We start from the raw sequence: 17,364 nt of genomic DNA on the forward strand, positions 1-17,364 counted from the left end.
TACCTCTTACTTCTTACTTCTTTTCTCTTACTGAATTACAAATTTATCATCACTACTTTTCTTTATAGGATTTTCAGCTTTTTTGAACGGATATAACCTACTTCTGATAAAGAAACTAATCACCAATAGATGCGCTGCAAAATATACAACCAACTCGAATATTACGGGTACAAAAGCGGGGAGGTTTTGCCAGAAAGTGGCATTAGGCTTTCCGCCAATATCCATTGGCCAGTCTTTTATCATTGTGAAATAGGTGAGCCAACAACCGAAAAAGAAGCCTATGAGTCCGTATAGAAAAGTGGCTTTGCCTAAGCGAGTACGTTTCAGCTCTAAGGCTTCGGCTAAACCGTGTACATAGAAAGGGGTATATACTTCTTGAATCTCCTTGCCTTCTTGCTTCAGTTGTTTGACAGTAACCAAAAGTTCTTCAGGAGAGGTAAGAGTTAAGAGATAAGAGTTAAGAGATACCTGCTCCCTAACATCTGTCCCCTGATACCTAAGACCTGACACCTGTCCGCTGACACCTTTCACTTCTGCTTGTGCAATCATTGGGAAGCTCCTTGCATATAATAAGAACAACAAAAAGAAAAATCCCAAAGTGCCTACAAATATCCCTATATCCACCCACGTAGGACTAAACATCGTCCACGAAGATGGCAGATAACCGCGGTGCAGTGAGGTAACGATAATCACAAAACGCTCGAACCACATCCCTACACAAACCACCAAAGCAACACATACTGAGAAAGTGATACTACGGCGTAACTTTTTGAACCATAAGAGTTGTGGGAAGACTACATTGCAAATAATCATCGTCCAGAATGCCCACGCATAAGCACCTGTAGCACGATTGCGGAATACGTATTGTTCAAATTCTGAGTGAAAGCGCATTGCCATAAAAAACTCGGTGAGGTAAGCAACTGCTACAATACTACCTGCAACTAACATCACAGTATTCATCAGCTCAATGTGTTTGAGGGTGATATAGGCTTCTAACTTACATACTTTGCGCAAGATAATCAGTAGCAAACTCACCATTGCAAAACCCGAAAAGATAGCTCCTGCTACAAAGTAGGGCGGGAAGATAGTAGTGTGCCAGCCAGAGACCACCGAAGTAGCAAAATCAAAAGAGACAATAGTGTGTACCGAAATAACTAACGGAGTAGCAATACCAGCCAAGAGCAACATTGTTTCTTCCATACGTTGCCAATCTTTGGCGCGACCACTCCAACCGAAACTCAGCAAACTGTAAATCTTCTTCTGAAAAGGCTTGAGAGTACGGTCGCGAAGCATCGCAAAATCGGGGAGTAAGCCTACCCACCAAAATACTAAGGATACCGAAAAGTAGGTAGCAATAGCAAACACATCCCATAGCAAAGGCGAGTTGAAATTGTCCCACAACGAGCCGTATTGGTTAGGAATAGGCAAATTGAAATGCAACAACCACGGTCTGCCTAAATGCAGTATCGGGAAGATACTCGCTTGCAACACAGCGAAAATAGTCATTGCTTCAGCTGAGCGATTGATAGCCACCCGCCACTGTTGGCGAAAGAGCAACAATACCGCTGAGATGAGTGTTCCTGCGTGCCCGATACCTATCCACCACACAAAGTTGGTGATATCCCACGCCCAGCCTACGCTTTTGTTGAGCCCCCAAGCGCCTATACCATCGCGCAAGGTTACCCATATTGCCCATAACCCCCAGAGGGTCGCAAGGAGGGTAATGCCAAAGGCAATCCACCACGCACGCGAAGCACGACCTTCGATGGGGCGCGCTATATCTTCACTGATGGTATGATAGGATTTATTTACCATTTACTTTTGATTTTTCACTATTTACTACTTTCACTTGATACACCACATTAGGGTCGGTGTTGAGCTCTGCTAAAAGCTGATACATACGATCGCTGGCACTTAACTGGGCGATTTTGCTTCCTTCTTCGTTAGCATCTCCAAATACCATAGCCCCTGTATTACAAGCGGCTGCACAAGCTACTACATTGTTGAACTCTCCTGTGGCAACCGCACGACCTTCTCTTTTGGCTTTCAGTATTACCGCTTGGGTGTTCTGGATACAGAGGGAACACTTTTCCATTACCCCTCGTGAACGTACTGTTACATCGGGGTTGAGCACCATACGCCCTATTTCGTTGTTCATATTGTAGTTGAACTGCTTGTTTTCACTATACTGAAACCAGTTGAACCTACGCACTTTATAGGGGCAGTTATTGGCACAATAGCGCGTGCCTACACAGCGGTTGTAAGCCATTTGGTTTTGTCCTTGCTGTCCGTGAGCGGTAGCAATTACAGGGCAAACGGTCTCACAAGGGGCATTATTACAGTGCTGACACATCACGGGCTGAAAGCCTACGCACCTTTGTTCGTTTTCTCTTGATTCATAACGATCAATGCGCAACCAATGCATATCGCGAGAGCGGCGCACTTCCTCTTTGCCTACTACGGGCACATTGTTTTCGGCATGGCAGGCGATCACACAAGCCGCACAACCCGTGCACGCATTCAGGTCGATAGAGAGTTTAAAGTGATGTGGGGTAGTAGGGTCTTTCTTGCTTTTAGGAGGTTGAGAGTTCCACACTTCAGCGGATTCACCTAAAAAGGTCTCTAAAGAAATCTCTTTGAGGATGTTTTTCCGTCCTACCAATTCATTTTGCAGTTGCAAGCAGGCAAATTGGTGAGTGCCGTCTGCTTTTTCTATCTGTACGCCTTGGGTTTTACAATGGTCTTGATAAAGCACAAACGCATTGACACCCACTTGCATTTCGGCTTGTATGCCTGCTTTACGTCCATAACCTAAGGCAAGCCCTACACTGCCTTGTGCTTGCGCAGGGGTGATGAGTACGGGAGCAAGAATAGTTTTGCAATTAGCGCTGATTTTCGCCAGATGCCCGTCCAAAGCACCATCAGCGGTATGCCAATTCTCAATGCCTAAGGTTTGGGCATCGGTGGGGTGCATCGTGAGGAAGTTGTCCCACGTGGTACGGTGGATAGGGTCGGGGAGCTCTTGTAGCCAAGGATTGTTAGCTTGCTGTCCGTCTCCCAAAGCAGTGCTGGTATAGAGGGTGAGTTCAAAAGGCGATTTCAGTCGGCTTATAAGCAATTGAGAGATAGATATATCGGTAAAAGATTCTTTGGTGCGGAATAAACTTAGTCGTTCCTCTTCTTGTTGTTCAAAATCAAATCTTTTTTCATTATCTACAAAAGTGCCGTCGTGTAAGGCTTGTTCCCAAGGAAATCCTTTTAAAATATGGTTTTCCCAATGAGCTTTTATAAAATCGTAATAACTCTCCTTGTGTCCTATCCATTGCAAAAAACAGTCTTGCCATTGGCGAGTGTTGAAAAGCGGGCGTATACAAGGCTGCATCAGTCCGTAGTGCCCATATTTAAATTCAACATCGCCCCACGACTCTAAATAATGCGGTTGAGGAGCCCAAAGGGTCGTTTGCTGGGCAGTTTCATCAGCACGCATTGCAAAGGATAGAGAAAAAGGTACTTTTTTTAAGCCTAAGGCAAACTCCTCGGCATTAGGCAAACTGTATAAGGGGTTGAGATTGTTGATAAAGAGAACACCTACCTTGCCTTCGTTCATATCGGTGAGCAATGGTTTGAATTTCCACACTATATCTCCTTTGCGTGTGAGTACGGGTGTTTCAGGTATGAAAGCCTTGCTTTTTAGTCTTTTATTGAGCGCAAAGGTGAGTTCTTGGGCATTGTCCTTGTCAATACCTGTTACGATTACGGCATCGCTCCCTGCTTTTTTTACTTCATTGGCTATTGCTTTGAGTTTTTCATTGATTTCAGCAGGAAGCTTTTCAGGATGAGTAACTTGATATCCCGTTAAATAAATATAGAACTGTGCTAAGGCTACTTTCAGTTGTTGAGGAGTGAGGGCAATGCGCTCATCGGCATTAGCACCTGTAAGGCTGAGGTTGGCTTCCAGCTGAATATGGCGCGACATTCCGTTTGTTTTGCTGGGGATACGTCCTTGTGCATAACCAGCTTCAAAGCCCCCGCCATTCCAATCGCCCAAGAAATCGGCATCAAAAGAGACGATGAGCTTTGCTTTGCTGAAATCGTAATCGGGCATTGCACGCAGTCCACAACGTTTCTCAAAAGCTCTGAGAGTAGCCTCTTCTGAGATGGTATCGTATTCTATAAGTTTAAAGGTGGGGTATTTTTCTTTTAATAGTTCTACAAGAGCATAACTCGACGGACTGGCGAGTGTTTGGCTGAGCATCACAATTTGCTTTCCTTCAGCTTTTGCTTTCTCTAAGGCTGAAAGGGTATCGGTGTCAATTTTCTGCCAAAAACCTCCCCCTGCCCCCCCGAGGGGGGAATGGTGGGAGGAATTCTATTTTCGTCGTATAGACTCAATACCGATGCCAATATCCTTGCATTCACTGCCCCTCCTGCTTTGGCTTCGGGGTTGCGCAATACAGCAATGGGTCGCCCTTCGCGAGTTTTCACCAGTACGCTGGCAAAGTCAAAACCATCGGCGATGCAAGTAGCGTAGTAATTGGCTTCACCTGCTACAATGCTTTCGGGCTGTATTACATACGGAATTGTTTTGTGTACCGCCCCTTCGCAACCTGCTAAGGCAGCCACCGCTGTAGAAAAACCTAAGAATTTTAGGAAATCCCGCCGTGAGGTAATGGTATTATGTATAGTCTCATTTGTCATTCGTAACTCGTAATTATTAGTAGTGGCATTTAGCACATTCTAAGCCTCCCATTTCGGCAACTGTTAGTTTGGCTACATTTAGCTTTTTAGCCAAAGCCTTATGCACTTCTTCATAGTGCTGATAATAAGGGTTGTTAGCATTCACAGGCATTTGACGGTGGCAGTTTATACACCACCCCATCGTAAGAGGAGCGTACTGCTGTACCACCTCCATTTGTTGTACTTCGCCGTGACATTTCTGACATTCCAATCCACCTACAGCTACGTGCTGACTGTGATTGAAATAAGTAAAGTCGGGGAGTTTGTGAATGCGTATCCACTGCACCCCTTTAGGAGTGCCCGTATAGCGAAATTTCTGCTCGTCCCAGCCCACTGCTTCGTATAATTTCTTGATTTCTTTGGTGTAAAATTCCTTAGTGTAACCATTGGCAAGATCCTCCTCACCTTCATATTCCGAAATGGTATTATGGCAACCCATACATACATTGAGTGAGGGCACACCTGCTACTGCCGAAGTCCGCGCCCCTGAGTGGCAATATTTACAATCGATTTGGTTATCACCTGCGTGAATTTTATGAGAGAAGTGAATAGGTTGTATAGGTTCATAGCCCTCGTCTACCCCTATCTGCATCAGAAAGGCGTAAAGAGCGTAAGTAATACCTAAAAAGGCAATGATAAGGGTTGATATAATGATAATCTTTTTCAATTGATAATTTATAATTGACAATTGACAATTGATAATTGACAAAAGCCGTTGCGTCATATACTTTGCTAAAATTGAAGACTCGTCATTTGTAACTCGTCATTGAGCTTACGTACTTCTTTTTTTGCTACTTCCAAATTGATGTTCTCAATCACTGCATCCGAGAGGGCAATGCGCTGTTCATCAGTCCACTGTTGAGCCATACGCGCTCGCACTTGGGCTTCGGTACAATGGTCGCGTGCCATTACACGAGCAATGCGCAGCTGCTCGGGTGCTGTAACCGTGATGATATAATCACAATCCTTGTAGCTTCCACTTTCAAAGAGGATAGCCGCTTCTTTCAGTACATAAGGTGACGTTTGCTTTTTTGCCCACAGCTTAAAATGTTTCGCAAGGGCAGGATGTACAATGCTGTTGAGTATCGCTAATTTTTCAGGATTGTTGAACACAATTTGGGCGATGTAAGCACGGTTATACTCGCCATTTTGGTAAGCCTCCTCACCAAAACTAGCGATAATGTGTTCCTTTACCTGCGCATCGGTAGCGATGAGTGCTTTGGCTTGTTCATCTGAATTGAATACTGCAATACCTAAGGCAGCAAATTCTTTGGCTATCGTGCTCTTGCCACTGCCAATACCTCCTGTAAGTCCTACTACCATCATTCGCGTATTAGAAAATCAACGGAGGTTTCTTTCATAAAAGCTACCTTTATGCGTCGTTTATGAGTATTGAGTTGTAGTGGTATATGGTTGTCGGTTGCCTCGCACAAATCAGCAGTTACTTCTATATCGTTAGGAGTAAGTGTCTTTAAGATACTCAATTCACCTGTACAAAGTACACTCACTTCGTCGGGGAAGACTTTTGCTTGACTCTCTTTCGGTACGCCCATCACCTTTACAGGCACGCGTAATTCCTGCTCGCTCACCTTATCGACAAAGGCTTGCATCACAATTTTATGAGCGTTATAATGTACCCAAGGAGTGCTTTTGAGCGTATAAGTTTCACCGAAATTGTCTTTTAGCGGACGTTTGTGTCGGTATTGGAAAGTTACTTGTGTGAGCGTATCTATCACTTTTTGGCTACCTGAAGCTACTACCGAATCGGGTAAGAGGCGCAGTTCCGTAAGTTGGTATTCTTTAGGAAACTCCACGTTTAGGTGTACTACTACGGGTATTTTTTTGGTGTGTTTGGGTACTAAGTATAGTTGTAGAGTATCGGAGACTACCGAGCGTATTCTGAAATTCGATAGGTAAGTATTGCTGAGCTTGTCCTTACTGCTTTTAGAGAGTGTATAGAAGTGTTCGCCCACTTCTTGTAAATCGGAGAAATCTACGGTGAGGGTAGCATTTTGTCGGTAGGATTTCAGAAGAGAAAAACCATTGCCTTCTACTGTTATTCTCACGTAGTTAGCAGCAGAGGGTAGAAATACCTTGTCGGCTGGCGGATTGATAACCGTTACTGGTACCGATAATTCTCTAATGAGGTTTTTAGAGAGTTTCATCAGCGACCAAATGAATACCGAGAGCAACAGGCATATCACAAAAGTGAGGTTGCGACGATTAGTGAAAAAGAGGCGAAATGGCTTCATAATTAGGTAAAAGGTAAAATTTGGCACAAAGGTATAAACTTTTATTGAGAGCGCAAAATAATACTTATTAATACTTTAATGTGTTATATACCTATTATTAGAAAAGTATATACCTGTGAGGTCAGCGGTATATATCTATCACTAAACGAGTATATACACGTTACGGCTCGCGTATATACTCGTTTGGTATTAGAATACTATTTGAGTATTTTCCTAATATAATTGGCTTCGTGGATACTTTGGGTAAGGGCTTCGGATTGTTCAGTTTCGATGAGAGTTCTGAAAGTTTCTAAATTCTTGATATATTCATTGAGGGCTTTTAGCACATTGTCCTTGTTCTCCAAAAAGATAGGACACCACATCTGAGCGTCACTTTTTGCCAAACGCACCGTAGAGGCGAACCCTGTACTGGCTAAATCGAAGATTTGAGCTTCGTCTTTTTCTATCTCTAAAACGGTTTTGCCCAGCATAAACGAACTTACGTGCGAGAGGTGTGATACATAGGCAGTATGCAAGTCGTGGTCAGAAGGTTGCATCATCTTCACGCGCATATTAAGGGCTTTTACAATACTCAACGCACGGTCAAGCAGTTGCCAATTGCTTTTTTCTACTTCACAAAGTGCCATTACTTTCCCATCGAAGAGGTTGTAAAGAGCTGCCTCAGGTCCTGAATGCTCGGTACCTGCCATAGGGTGCGCTGCTACAAAATTTTGCCTATGGGGGTGCGTAGCTACTACCTCGCAGATGTGACCTTTTACAGAACCTGCGTCCATTACTAACGTGTGCTCGCCTACTTTATTGAGCACCTCTATAAGCACTTCGCCTATATGGTTCACGGGTACTGCTATGAGCACGAGGTCGGCATCGGTGAGATGGTTGTAATCTGTACTTTCATCGATGATGCCTAAGGCTAAGGCTTTTTCTATATGATTAGGGTTTAGGTCGATACCAGCAATGTGGTAGCCCAAACGTTTTTTTAATTCTAAGGCAAAGGAACCTCCTATGAGACCTAAGCCTATGATGACTGCTTTTTTCAATTCGATATTAATTAGCTAATTGTCTCATAGTGTAGAGCACCAATTCAGTGGGTGATTTTTCAGTAACTATCCAAATAGATTTATCTAAATCTACATCTATTGCAATGGGAGATACTGATTCTACAGGAAAGTCTTTTAACAATTTTCCTTTTTCGTCGTATAAATAGGCTTTTTTGGTGTTCTGTTCGTTTACTGAGACGTAGTTGATGCCACGAATACGGAACTGTTTAGGACGAGCATATTTACCTTCGGGAAGTTCAATGCGTTGCCCGCCTATGGTAAGTATGTTGCCCGAAAGAGAGGTAAGTGCATAACGATTACCTTCCCAATAAAAGGGTTCTACCAGCGATGGATTTGTGCGATTCATTCCTCCTTTCTCATCGATAGAAATAAGGTTACCTTCTTGAGTGGTGAACATAAACAAGTTATTGAATACCAAAGGAGGATTGTTGGAGAAACGATAGTTACCCTTTACTGTTATTCTGTTTTCACCGTTGCGGTGCAAGATATTAAAGACGCCATTATCGGAAGGGTAGATAAGATAGTCTTTACCATTGAAACGGTAATGCTTAGGAGTAAACAAAGGTTTTCCATTGGTGCGCTGTAAGAAGCCTTTCACTTGTTGTCCTTTTCTGTCTAACAGGTGCAAGATATTGTTTTCGGCAAAGAGGAAGCGGTATTCGCGATTGCTATCGTAATCGAACACCTCCAAAGGTGTGATAGGGTTTTGATATTTTAGAGGGAAAGGCTCTACCACATTGCCGTTGCGGTCAATAATCCAGATAGACTTTTCGGTAGTGAAAGCCATTTGCAAGAAGCCGTTTTTAAATAAATCGACCTGGTAAATAGGGCTTTGTATCTTTCCGTCTAAGCGTTTTTTCCACAAGAGAGAACCGTTGTTACCTATCAGATATAAATCGTTATTAGTGTCTTGCACGGCTATTTCGAGTTGTTTGGTGCGGTGGTTTAAGAGAATGGTAGGAGGGATAACCATTTGGTCGTCTAACGTAAGGCGGAAACGTTCTTTCATTTCATCGGAAAGAGTGCTTTCAGTTTGTTTTTGACTGATGAAATTGAGTACGTAATAGTCGTTTTGAGGGGTTTGTTGGAATACTGCCCAGCGATAGTTTTCGGCTATATAAGGATATTTACTGCTAAAAGCTGTGTTGTCATAAAGATTTGTGAGCCGTGTAACACTCACGTTGGAAGCACTGTTTTGTTCTAACCAATCGTAAGATTTATTGGCTGAAAGCACATTGCCTCGTTGCATATCGTTGATTACTGAGGTAAGAAGGTCTTTGGTGGTAGTAAACACGAGAAACTTTTCATACACTCCGACGTATTTAGGGACAAACTGAGGTACAAAAACGGTGAAAAAATCCATTGGGAGGTCGGGGTTGAGTTCGTACATAGAGAAGTTGTGCTGAAAGTCTTCTGAGAGTACGGGCAACTGTTTGATGGTCTCATCTACATCAAAAGAAGAGGCGACCGCAAATTGACCTTCGGAGGTTTGAGCAAAAGCTACCCCATTGATAGAGGTTTTAAACGGATTATTGGTAGCTGTACTATCGTTTTGAGCGAGCTTATCGCCGTCGTCGAAAGTGTAAGAAACGAGTGAACGCAAGCGCGCAGGGAGTATGTTTAACACATTGTTTTGATAGGGTAGGGTGTGTGCCATTATATCGGCATTGGGATTGGCAATGAGCGCCATACCGCTGAAACGTATGTTGTTTTCTTCTAAGAAAAGGTCGAGAGAGACCCAATCTTTTACATTTTGCAATATCTCGGTTCCGAAGAACGATTTGAAGTAAGCATTTGCTTCTTCTTTTTGGAAGAAAAGAGTGGCAACGCATTCGGTATTACCTACTTTTTGTAGTTGTTCCAAAGACTGTTGTCGTGGAGTTTTAGTTTCTTGTTTCAGTTGTTGATAAGCCGCAACAGTCTCGGAATCGCCTATAACCAAGTTGTTATCGGCTATGGTGTAAAACCATTCTTTACCAAACTGAGCTTGTTTTTGGATTTGAGTATCGGCATTGCGCCAAAAACTAATAGTATCGTTGCTAATACGGGGAGTTATGGCAAAGAAATGACCTTCGGTATCAAAAGCTACCCACAAGTTATCATCGGTGGGAATGCTATTAAGGAGTTTTACCTCGTGTGGGCGCAACTGATGAGGATTGTGCGTTTTCCAAAAGGTATTGTTAGCAATGGCACTGAGGAAGTTATCTTTATCGTTGATGCGGAAAAGCATTTGCGTATTATCGGGGAAGAGCAAGGGTGTTACCTCCTCTTTCTTCTCTTTGGAATCGCAGGCAAGTAGCGATAAAAATAGCGTTATGTAAAAAAGAATGCGCATAATTAAGATGTTTCAATGAAAGCAGTGTAATATGCAATGAAGTGCAAAGGTAGGAAAAAAATTTTTAATACCAAAAATGCTGATAATGGCAATAATAGTAATTTAACTTTGGCAAAGTTTTAAACTTTGCCAAAGTTTGAGATGAAAAAGCGATGTATTGGGGTGGTTAGGAGGAGACGAAAGATATCGGAGGAGAACGGAAGAGTGCTGAGAAGAATTTTGGTGAAAAAAGGGTATAAGATGGGTGGGGTTAGCTTATAGAGAGCTTATAGGAAGCTTATACGAATCTTGGACGATTGGTATAGAAAGGGTATATAAGTGATTGACTCATAATATAATACAACAGCGCTAAAAATGTTAAAAACAGGGTTTCGAGACGAAAGAAAGAGGAATAGGTGATAGGCCTTAGGCCATAGGCACTAGGGGGGAGTATGACGGAAAGGAGAAGGGATAATTAGAGAATTAGCAAAATTGAAAATGAGAAAATGGGTGATGTGGGGGGGGGGGCTTAGGCCATAGGTACTAGGGGATAACCTCCCTCTTTACACATACCCAGCTATCGCTGGCTACCTCCAAAGGGGGAATGTAGTGACGGAAAAGGGAAGAGATAGGGGTATGGTAGGATAAAATTATAGAAAGAGTTGGTAGTGAACGGTTAAACAGTGGATAGCTTAACAGTGAATAGTTAAAAATTGAAAATAGAAAAATAATCGAAAGTAAGATAGAGATGAGATAAAGGTGTGTTATGTTAAAATTAAGGATTTTTCAGCTTAAATCAAAAAAAAGAAAATAATTCATTGCTAATTGGAAAATAGTTTTTACCTTTGTGGCGTTAAAAGAACTATAATAATAATTTACCAACTCCATTAACAAACATTATTTTAACCGATGAAAAAGTTACCCTTTTTAATTTGGGGGCTATTGCTGTCTTTCTTCAGTACAGCTATAGCCCAAGAGCTCGATACCATTCGCTATAACCAATATGGCGTGGCAGTCGATAGAAAAGAACTTCGCTCAGAGGCACGTAACAACATTTTGGTTTTTGAATCAAAACATCAGAACTATAAGTTTTGGTTTGACAACCGTGTGCAAGTGGATGCTGCTACGTTTTTTGGTGCTAAGAGCGATTACGACAAGATAGGCAACGGTGCTTCTATTCGCCGTGCTCGATTTGCCGTAAAGGCACAAGTTACCAAAGATTGGTACGGTGAAGTGGACGTTGATTTCGCCGATGGTATTTTTGAACTTAAAGATGCTATCGTGGAATACGACGGAATTAAGAACGTAGCCTTGAAAGTGGGGAACTTCAAAGAAGATTTCTCGATGGAGCAAACTACCAGTTCGCGTTACTTAACCTTTATGGAACGCCCTATGGTGTGTAAAGCCTTAGTGCCGTCACGACATTTGGGTATTCAAGGAGAGTACTTGCGCGACCATTTTAGGGCTTCGCTTGGTATGTTTTTGCAACGAGTGGCTGGCGTTGAGGAAGTGACCAATGAGCAAGACAACAACAAAGATTACGGACGTAACCAAGGGTATTCAATCACCAGTAAAGTGGGCTGGATGCCTTATACCGAAGACCGTATGCAAGGTTGTTATTTAGGAGTTAAGGGGTCTTACCGCACTCCTAAGACTGATGTAGTGCCTAAGGATTACGGAGGAGCGCGTTTCAGTACCCGCAACTCTACCTCGATTAATCGCAAAAAGTACTTAGACACTGATGTTATACCCAATGTAGACCACGAATGGTTGCGCGGGGTAGAAGCTGCTGCTTACTACGGAGGCTTCCGCGTACAAGGGGAATGGATAGGCGACCACGTTACTACGGAAGCAACCTATTACAATTTTACGGGTTGGTATGTGCAAGCAGCGTATTTGCTCTTTGGTGGGAAACAGAAGTTTAATGTATCGGAAGGTGAGTTTACTCAGCCTACCCGAGGCAAGGAATGGGGTGATGTGGAACTGGCAATGCGCTGTGATTACCTCAGCTTGAACGACAAAGACGTGTATGGTGGTTCAGGAGCAAACTTCACTACGGGGCTGAACTTTTATGTGAATAACAACGTGAAAATAGCTCTGAACTATCAGTATACTAACAACGACCGTTATGCAAACGGCAGAGGCAAACTGATTATTGGACACGATGCCACAGGAGCCCCAACTACCGATTATAAAAAAGCGGTGGAAGGCAAAGGCAAAGGCGGTGTGAGCTACCATATGCTCGCTATGCGCTTTGAAATTAATTTCTAAACATTCACCTTTTAAACCATTACTAAAATGAAAAGTTTAAGATACATACTTCTATTAATGTTGGTCATTACAGCAGGTTGTGTGAAAGATGCAGTGTACGAGGGAGCTTCGACTATTGAATCGGTGAAGCTTACTCCCGCAGCCCCTACCTCAACTGACAATGTGGTGGTAACCGCTGTAATCGCTCCGGGACTACAAGCACCTTCGACAGTAACTTTGGTTTACAACGCAGGAGCAGGCAACCAAACCGTAACGATGACAGGCAAGAACAATACTTTTACAGGGACTATTCCGGCACAAGCCGATAAGACAAAAGTAACCTACAAAGTAACAGTAGTGAATACCGCAGGATTTTCGACCGTAAAAGAAAGTAGCTATGTGGTAGGCGATAAGCCTTCGGACTACACTAAATTGGTTCTTAACGAGCTTTACGGAGCAGGTGCCGATGCCGAAAAATTTATAGAACTTTACAACAACGGCGACACTCCTATCAAACTAAAAGACGTAACCATTAAAAAAGACGAAGAACTTACGTGGACGGGTATTGAGGGTGAAGTGGTAGCCCCTCACTCACATTTTGCTATCGTAGGCGCCAAAGGTACTACCCCGAGAGGGTTTAGTTCGGGTTTTTCGAGCAAGAAAAATGTGCTTATAGAGCTTTACAGCCCTGAGGGAACTAAGCTTAACACCTTTCAACGAGGTGAAAAAGGCGATGGTTGGGGCAAAGTGAGTCTTGCGGCAGTTACGAAATCGTGGAGCCGATGTCCTGATGGTACAGGTAAATTTATGCAAGCAGACCCAACTCAAGGAAAAGCGAATCCTGCGACAGGAACAGAAGATGAGACTGTTAAGCAGTGAGAGAGGAGGAGAGTAGGGACGGTTATTGTAGGGAAATATTACAAAATAAGCGATTAAACAATAAATGATATAAAAACATAATTATGGCAAAAGAAGAATTAAAGATAGGCGAAATTTCTAAACCGCGTTTTGAGTTTCGCAGTTTTGGGCGTTGCTTTGCTAAACAAGCCGAGCGTATGGCACGCCTAAGTGTACCTGTTCCTGAAAAAGTATGGGAACGCCACAGTACCGAAACCTATATTGTGAGTAGGACTAACGATGTGAACAACACTAAAATTCGCGATGGTAAGATGGACATCAAAACCTTTGTACAAAAGGTAGATGGCTTAGAACAATGGAACCCACTGATGAAAGGAGAGTTCCCCATCTCGGCAAAAGTGCTTAAAGAAGAGGTATTCTCCGCTTTTAAAGTGCAAGGAATGCCTGAGCTTACCAAAGGAGAATACACCTTAGGAGAGTTCTTACAGATGGTGGAAGCACACCCCGACTTGCAAGCAGTAACCGTTGAGAAGGTGCGTTTTGGTTATATGGTGAACAATACCATTTGCGAAACCGGTAACGTATATATCAATGGGGCTTTGGTGAAAACCATTAACTCAGAGTCTACCGAGATAGAAGATATAAAGAAAACCATTGCCGATTGCGGGTTAGAAGGAGTAGAGAACATCAACTACTTGCAAGCGATTAAACGCGTGATTGGAATGATACATAAACCCTTAGCAAATTAAGTTATGGCACAAGAAATAGAAAGAAAATTTATGGTGAAGAGCGATGCCTATAAAGCGGCATCGTTTAAGGCGACTCGTATCACCCAAGGTTATTTGAGCTCCGTTCCCGAACGCACCGTGAGAGTGCGCATAAAAGGCGATAAAGGGTTCATTACCATAAAAGGCATCGGTAATGAAAGTGGTGCAAGCCGGTTTGAATGGGAAAAGGAAATACCCGTAGCTGAAGTGCAAGAGCTATTGAAGCTATGCGAACCAGGTATTATTGACAAGACACGTTATTTGGTAAAGAACGGCGACTATTGTTTTGAGATTGACGAGTTCTATGGAGACAATGAAGGACTTGTAATGGCAGAGATTGAATTACCCGACGAGAAAGCTACTTTTGCCCGTCCTGAGTGGTTGGGAGAAGAAGTAACAGGAGACAAGCGTTATTACAATTCAATGTTAATGAAGAACCCTTATAAAAACTGGAAATGACAAACAATACCGACCACACGCCACCCTTTGACCCTTTGGATATGAATAACTATCATATCGAAAAGTTGCCAAAGGTACAAAAAACAGGGGTAGAGCGGTTCCTCCAACGCATTGGAGGACCGCTTGCTATCCTCGCCTTTGTGCTTATTTACTGGGTAGCCAATATTTCGTTTATCAACCGGATTGATACCAATGAGAAGACGACACCGCTTACAGAATCGGCGATGGCTCGGTATGCCCAAATAGAAAAGGCTAAAACCAAACAAGTAACAGCTACAATGAAGGGAGAAAAAAAACTCTCGGACGAGCAAAAAGTAACCCTACAACAGGCAATACACAACGAGTTTATACACATTAACTACGCGATGCTGGCTATTTTTGTAGCTGCTATTATTTTATGGATTACCGAAGCAATCCCCAATTACCTCACTTCATTACTGGTAATACTGGGCATTGTACTCTGTGGAGTCACGACCGACAAGACGGCATATGCTCAATTAGGACACCCTGTGATGTGGCTCAATATCCTTTCGTTTATCTTAGCGAGTATGTTAGTAAAAACGCAGGTGGCGAAGCGATTTGCTTTGTGGTTTGTGTTGAAGTTTGGCAGAAATTCGGGAGGTATTATACTGAGTTTTATTATTATTAACTTAGTACTATCGGCATTTATTTCGGCAACTACTGCCAAAGCTGCTATACTGTTGCCTATCTTTATGGTAATAGCCGCTATCTACGGGGCTACGGGAGGAGAACACCGCAATAACTTCGGTAGGAATTTGATATTGCAGAACCTTTTTCAAATCAATTTAGGAGCTAATGCCTTCTTGACAGGCTCAGGGGCAGCCCTTTTAGCGGGCTCTCTTATAGCAGGAGCTATGGGTATAGGCTCTTTTAGTTATCAGGATTGGTTTAAAGCAGCCTTTCCGATGAGCGTGTTACTTATTCTCATAGCGTGGTTCGTAGGCTCGAAAATATATTTTCCACTGAAAAAAGAAGAGCGCGTACCACAGATTGAAGGAGGTATGGAAAGGCTTAGAGAAGAGCTCAATAAGCTTGGCAAAATGAAGTTTGAGGAATATAAAGCGATTGCTATTTTTCTTTGTGTACTCATTTTGTGGGCTACTGATAAGCAACACGGTATCAACCAAACAGCAGTAGCTTTTATGGGTGCCGTAGTAGCCTTGCTTCCGGGCGTAGGCGTAGTGAAATGGAACGATGTAGACATTCCTTGGCACTTGCTATTGTTCTCGGCAGGTGCTTATACCTTAGGGGCAGGACTTGACGCGACGGGTTTACCTGGCACGCTCATCGATGCACTTTTTGGTAGTTTAGGGATTACTCAAGCCACTCCGTTTTGGGTATTGTATATGATACTCACAGGAGGGATTTTGCTTTTCTCGCTTATATTTCAATCTAAAACAATGCTTACCCTCATATTCATTCCTATTGCCATAGGGGTAGCTCAGAAAAACGGGTATCCGATTATGAGTCTTGCTTTCCCGGTGGCAATGCTCGTGGGACACGTGTATGTACTGCCCTTTAACAGTAAACCTGCTGCCCTGCTGTACACTACCAATCAATACAGCTGGAGCGATACCTTCAAGTTTGGTATTACGATGATGTTTATCAGTTGGTTGATGATACTCTTGTGGGGCGAAACGGTATTGCGGTGGTATGGGTTTACCAATGGAGTGTTCTTTTAATACCACAAAGCCAATAATGCCAATAATGCCAATTACTGAAGGTAAAAGATAAAAGGTAAGATAAAGATAACTCTTAAAAAGAGTGCTGGGTTTTGGGTGTAGGCGCATCAATTATAAAATCATAATACCTCCAAAGAGTATTTAATTCTTTGGAGGTATTTTCTGTAAAAAAGCGCTGTAATTCTATAGTCATAGATATAACAATAGACTCGCGCCAGTGGTATTTTGCTAATCTGCTGTTATTTTAAAGCTTCTTTCACTTCTTTTTCGAGGTTTTCTATACGGTTCTTTAAATCATCTGATAACTTTTGAACAGAACTTTTTAACTTTTTCAGATTGAACGAAAGTACTACAGAAGAAATACCTGTGAAGATAAACGCTAAACCTGTGAACACTACTAATGAGATACCTGTAAAGATAGGATTAGCAATCAAAATGAACGAAAGGATAATACCCAATACGCTTACTATGGCTAGGTTACCCCAATTCAGTACACCAGCTTCTTTTACTTCGAAGGCAAAACCGAGTAACTGAAACGAACGGAATAACAATGTGAATCCTACTACCAATGGTAATATAAACATTGATAGGGCGGGATACATAAGTAAAAAAATACCCATTATTAATGAAATGAGTCCGCTTACCAAATACCAACCCCAACCGTTGAGATTTTTAGTATTCTGTAGAGCAAAGAAGGATTCAGTAATCCCTGATATTAAGAATGAGAGACTAAAGAGTATTGAAAGGGTAAGATAAGAAGCTTGTGGAGATATAATTACCCCTATACCACAAAGAATGAACAAAATCCCTAAAATAAGGGGAATGTACCAGTGTTTTACTGGTCTTCTGATGGATTTGAAAAAATACAACATAACTTTATCATTTATAATTTAATGACACAAAGGTAAGAATATTTTATTGATTAGCAAAAATATTTACAAATAAAAGATTAAAAATATAGTTGTT

14 protein-coding genes are annotated in these 17,364 nt (G+C 42.4%); 5 read left to right on the forward strand and 9 right to left on the reverse strand.

All coding sequences use genetic code 11. From position 1 onward, the window contains the following. Positions 1-27: 27 nt before the first annotated feature. The 8 genes from HW279_RS06605 to HW279_RS06635 all read right to left on the reverse strand — a co-directional run bounded on the left by HW279_RS06605 (position 28) and on the right by HW279_RS06635 (position 10,382). Complete coding sequence (locus HW279_RS06605) at positions 28-1,815, reverse strand: quinol:electron acceptor oxidoreductase subunit ActD (protein ID WP_178958403.1); 1,788 nt, start codon at positions 1,813-1,815, stop codon at positions 28-30. Then, complete coding sequence (locus tag HW279_RS06610; protein ID WP_255495792.1) at positions 1,805-4,255, reverse strand: 4Fe-4S dicluster domain-containing protein; 2,451 nt, start codon at positions 4,253-4,255, stop codon at positions 1,805-1,807. Before HW279_RS06610 ends, HW279_RS06605 begins: the two co-directional genes overlap by 11 nt. A 32-nt stretch (positions 4,256-4,287) precedes the next feature. After that, positions 4,288-4,698, reverse strand: a complete 411-nt coding sequence (locus HW279_RS11140) for a twin-arginine translocation signal domain-containing protein (protein WP_255495793.1) — start codon at positions 4,696-4,698, stop codon at positions 4,288-4,290. A 16-nt stretch (positions 4,699-4,714) separates the two neighbouring features. Continuing rightward, on the reverse strand, positions 4,715-5,416 hold the full coding sequence (locus tag HW279_RS06615) for a cytochrome c3 family protein (protein WP_178959038.1): 702 nt from the start codon (positions 5,414-5,416) through the stop codon (positions 4,715-4,717). A 53-nt stretch (positions 5,417-5,469) separates the two neighbouring features. After that, positions 5,470-6,063: a dephospho-CoA kinase gene (gene coaE / locus HW279_RS06620; RefSeq protein ID WP_178958404.1), complete on the reverse strand. Its 594-nt coding sequence runs from the start codon at positions 6,061-6,063 to the stop codon at positions 5,470-5,472. Further along, on the reverse strand, positions 6,060-6,989 hold the full coding sequence (locus HW279_RS06625; protein ID WP_178958405.1) for a YbbR-like domain-containing protein: 930 nt from the start codon (positions 6,987-6,989) through the stop codon (positions 6,060-6,062). Before HW279_RS06625 ends, coaE begins: the two co-directional genes overlap by 4 nt. 197 nt (positions 6,990-7,186) lie before the next feature. Beyond that, positions 7,187-8,026 (reverse strand): prephenate dehydrogenase, encoded by an 840-nt coding sequence (locus HW279_RS06630; RefSeq protein WP_178958406.1) that lies wholly within the window; start codon positions 8,024-8,026, stop codon positions 7,187-7,189. 7 nt (positions 8,027-8,033) lie between these two features. Continuing rightward, positions 8,034-10,382, reverse strand: coding sequence for a hypothetical protein (locus HW279_RS06635; protein ID WP_178958407.1), 2,349 nt, complete (start codon positions 10,380-10,382; stop codon positions 8,034-8,036). Positions 10,383-11,270: 888 nt separating this feature from the next. Here HW279_RS06635 and HW279_RS06640 point away from each other — a divergent pair. The 5 genes from HW279_RS06640 (at position 11,271) to HW279_RS06660 (ending at position 16,398) form a co-directional block, all read left to right on the forward strand. Continuing rightward, positions 11,271-12,632 carry an OprO/OprP family phosphate-selective porin gene (locus HW279_RS06640; RefSeq protein ID WP_178958408.1) on the forward strand — a complete coding sequence of 454 codons (1,362 nt, stop codon included), beginning with the start codon at positions 11,271-11,273 and terminating at the stop codon, positions 12,630-12,632. Positions 12,633-12,659: 27 nt separating this feature from the next. Continuing rightward, a complete protein-coding gene (locus HW279_RS06645) occupies positions 12,660-13,490 on the forward strand; it encodes a lamin tail domain-containing protein (protein ID WP_178958409.1) in 831 nt (276 codons plus the stop codon). Between the two features lie 83 nt (positions 13,491-13,573). After that, a complete protein-coding gene (locus tag HW279_RS06650) occupies positions 13,574-14,218 on the forward strand; it encodes a hypothetical protein (protein ID WP_178958410.1) in 645 nt (214 codons plus the stop codon). 3 nt (positions 14,219-14,221) lie between these two features. Next, a complete protein-coding gene (locus tag HW279_RS06655) occupies positions 14,222-14,695 on the forward strand; it encodes a CYTH domain-containing protein (RefSeq protein WP_009411330.1) in 474 nt (157 codons plus the stop codon). Next, positions 14,692-16,398 (forward strand): SLC13 family permease, encoded by a 1,707-nt coding sequence (locus HW279_RS06660; protein WP_178958411.1) that lies wholly within the window; start codon positions 14,692-14,694, stop codon positions 16,396-16,398. The genes HW279_RS06655 and HW279_RS06660 overlap by 4 nt, the downstream gene beginning before the upstream one ends. A 239-nt stretch (positions 16,399-16,637) precedes the next feature. Here the strand turns inward: HW279_RS06660 and HW279_RS06665 are convergent, their stop codons facing one another. Then, the gene (locus tag HW279_RS06665) at positions 16,638-17,270 is read right to left on the reverse strand and encodes an HdeD family acid-resistance protein (RefSeq protein ID WP_178958412.1); all 633 of its coding nucleotides are present in this window, start codon (positions 17,268-17,270) and stop codon (positions 16,638-16,640) included. Between the last annotated feature and the right edge of the window lie 94 nt (positions 17,271-17,364).

Source organism: Capnocytophaga sp. oral taxon 903 (assembly GCF_013394785.1).
Lineage (GTDB): Bacteria > Bacteroidota > Bacteroidia > Flavobacteriales > Flavobacteriaceae > Capnocytophaga > Capnocytophaga ochracea.

Bases quoted from the DNA above. Each gene is read 5' to 3' on its own strand.
- HW279_RS06605 (WP_178958403.1), bottom strand. From the start codon at position 1,815: ATGGTAAATAAATCCTATCATACCATCAGTGAAGATATAGCGCGCCCC.
- HW279_RS06610 (WP_255495792.1), bottom strand. From the start codon at position 4,255: ATGCTCAGCCAAACACTCGCCAGTCCGTCGAGTTATGCTCTTGTAGAA.
- HW279_RS11140 (WP_255495793.1), bottom strand. From the start codon at position 4,698: ATGACAAATGAGACTATACATAATACCATTACCTCACGGCGGGATTTC.
- coaE (WP_178958404.1), bottom strand. From the start codon at position 6,063: ATGATGGTAGTAGGACTTACAGGAGGTATTGGCAGTGGCAAGAGCACG.
- HW279_RS06625 (WP_178958405.1), bottom strand. From the start codon at position 6,989: ATGAAGCCATTTCGCCTCTTTTTCACTAATCGTCGCAACCTCACTTTT.
- HW279_RS06635 (WP_178958407.1), bottom strand. From the start codon at position 10,382: ATGCGCATTCTTTTTTACATAACGCTATTTTTATCGCTACTTGCCTGC.
- HW279_RS06640 (WP_178958408.1), top strand. From the start codon at position 11,271: ATGAAAAAGTTACCCTTTTTAATTTGGGGGCTATTGCTGTCTTTCTTC.
- HW279_RS06645 (WP_178958409.1), top strand. From the start codon at position 12,660: ATGAAAAGTTTAAGATACATACTTCTATTAATGTTGGTCATTACAGCA.
- HW279_RS06650 (WP_178958410.1), top strand. From the start codon at position 13,574: ATGGCAAAAGAAGAATTAAAGATAGGCGAAATTTCTAAACCGCGTTTT.
- HW279_RS06655 (WP_009411330.1), top strand. From the start codon at position 14,222: ATGGCACAAGAAATAGAAAGAAAATTTATGGTGAAGAGCGATGCCTAT.
- HW279_RS06660 (WP_178958411.1), top strand. From the start codon at position 14,692: ATGACAAACAATACCGACCACACGCCACCCTTTGACCCTTTGGATATG.
- HW279_RS06665 (WP_178958412.1), bottom strand. From the start codon at position 17,270: ATGTTGTATTTTTTCAAATCCATCAGAAGACCAGTAAAACACTGGTAC.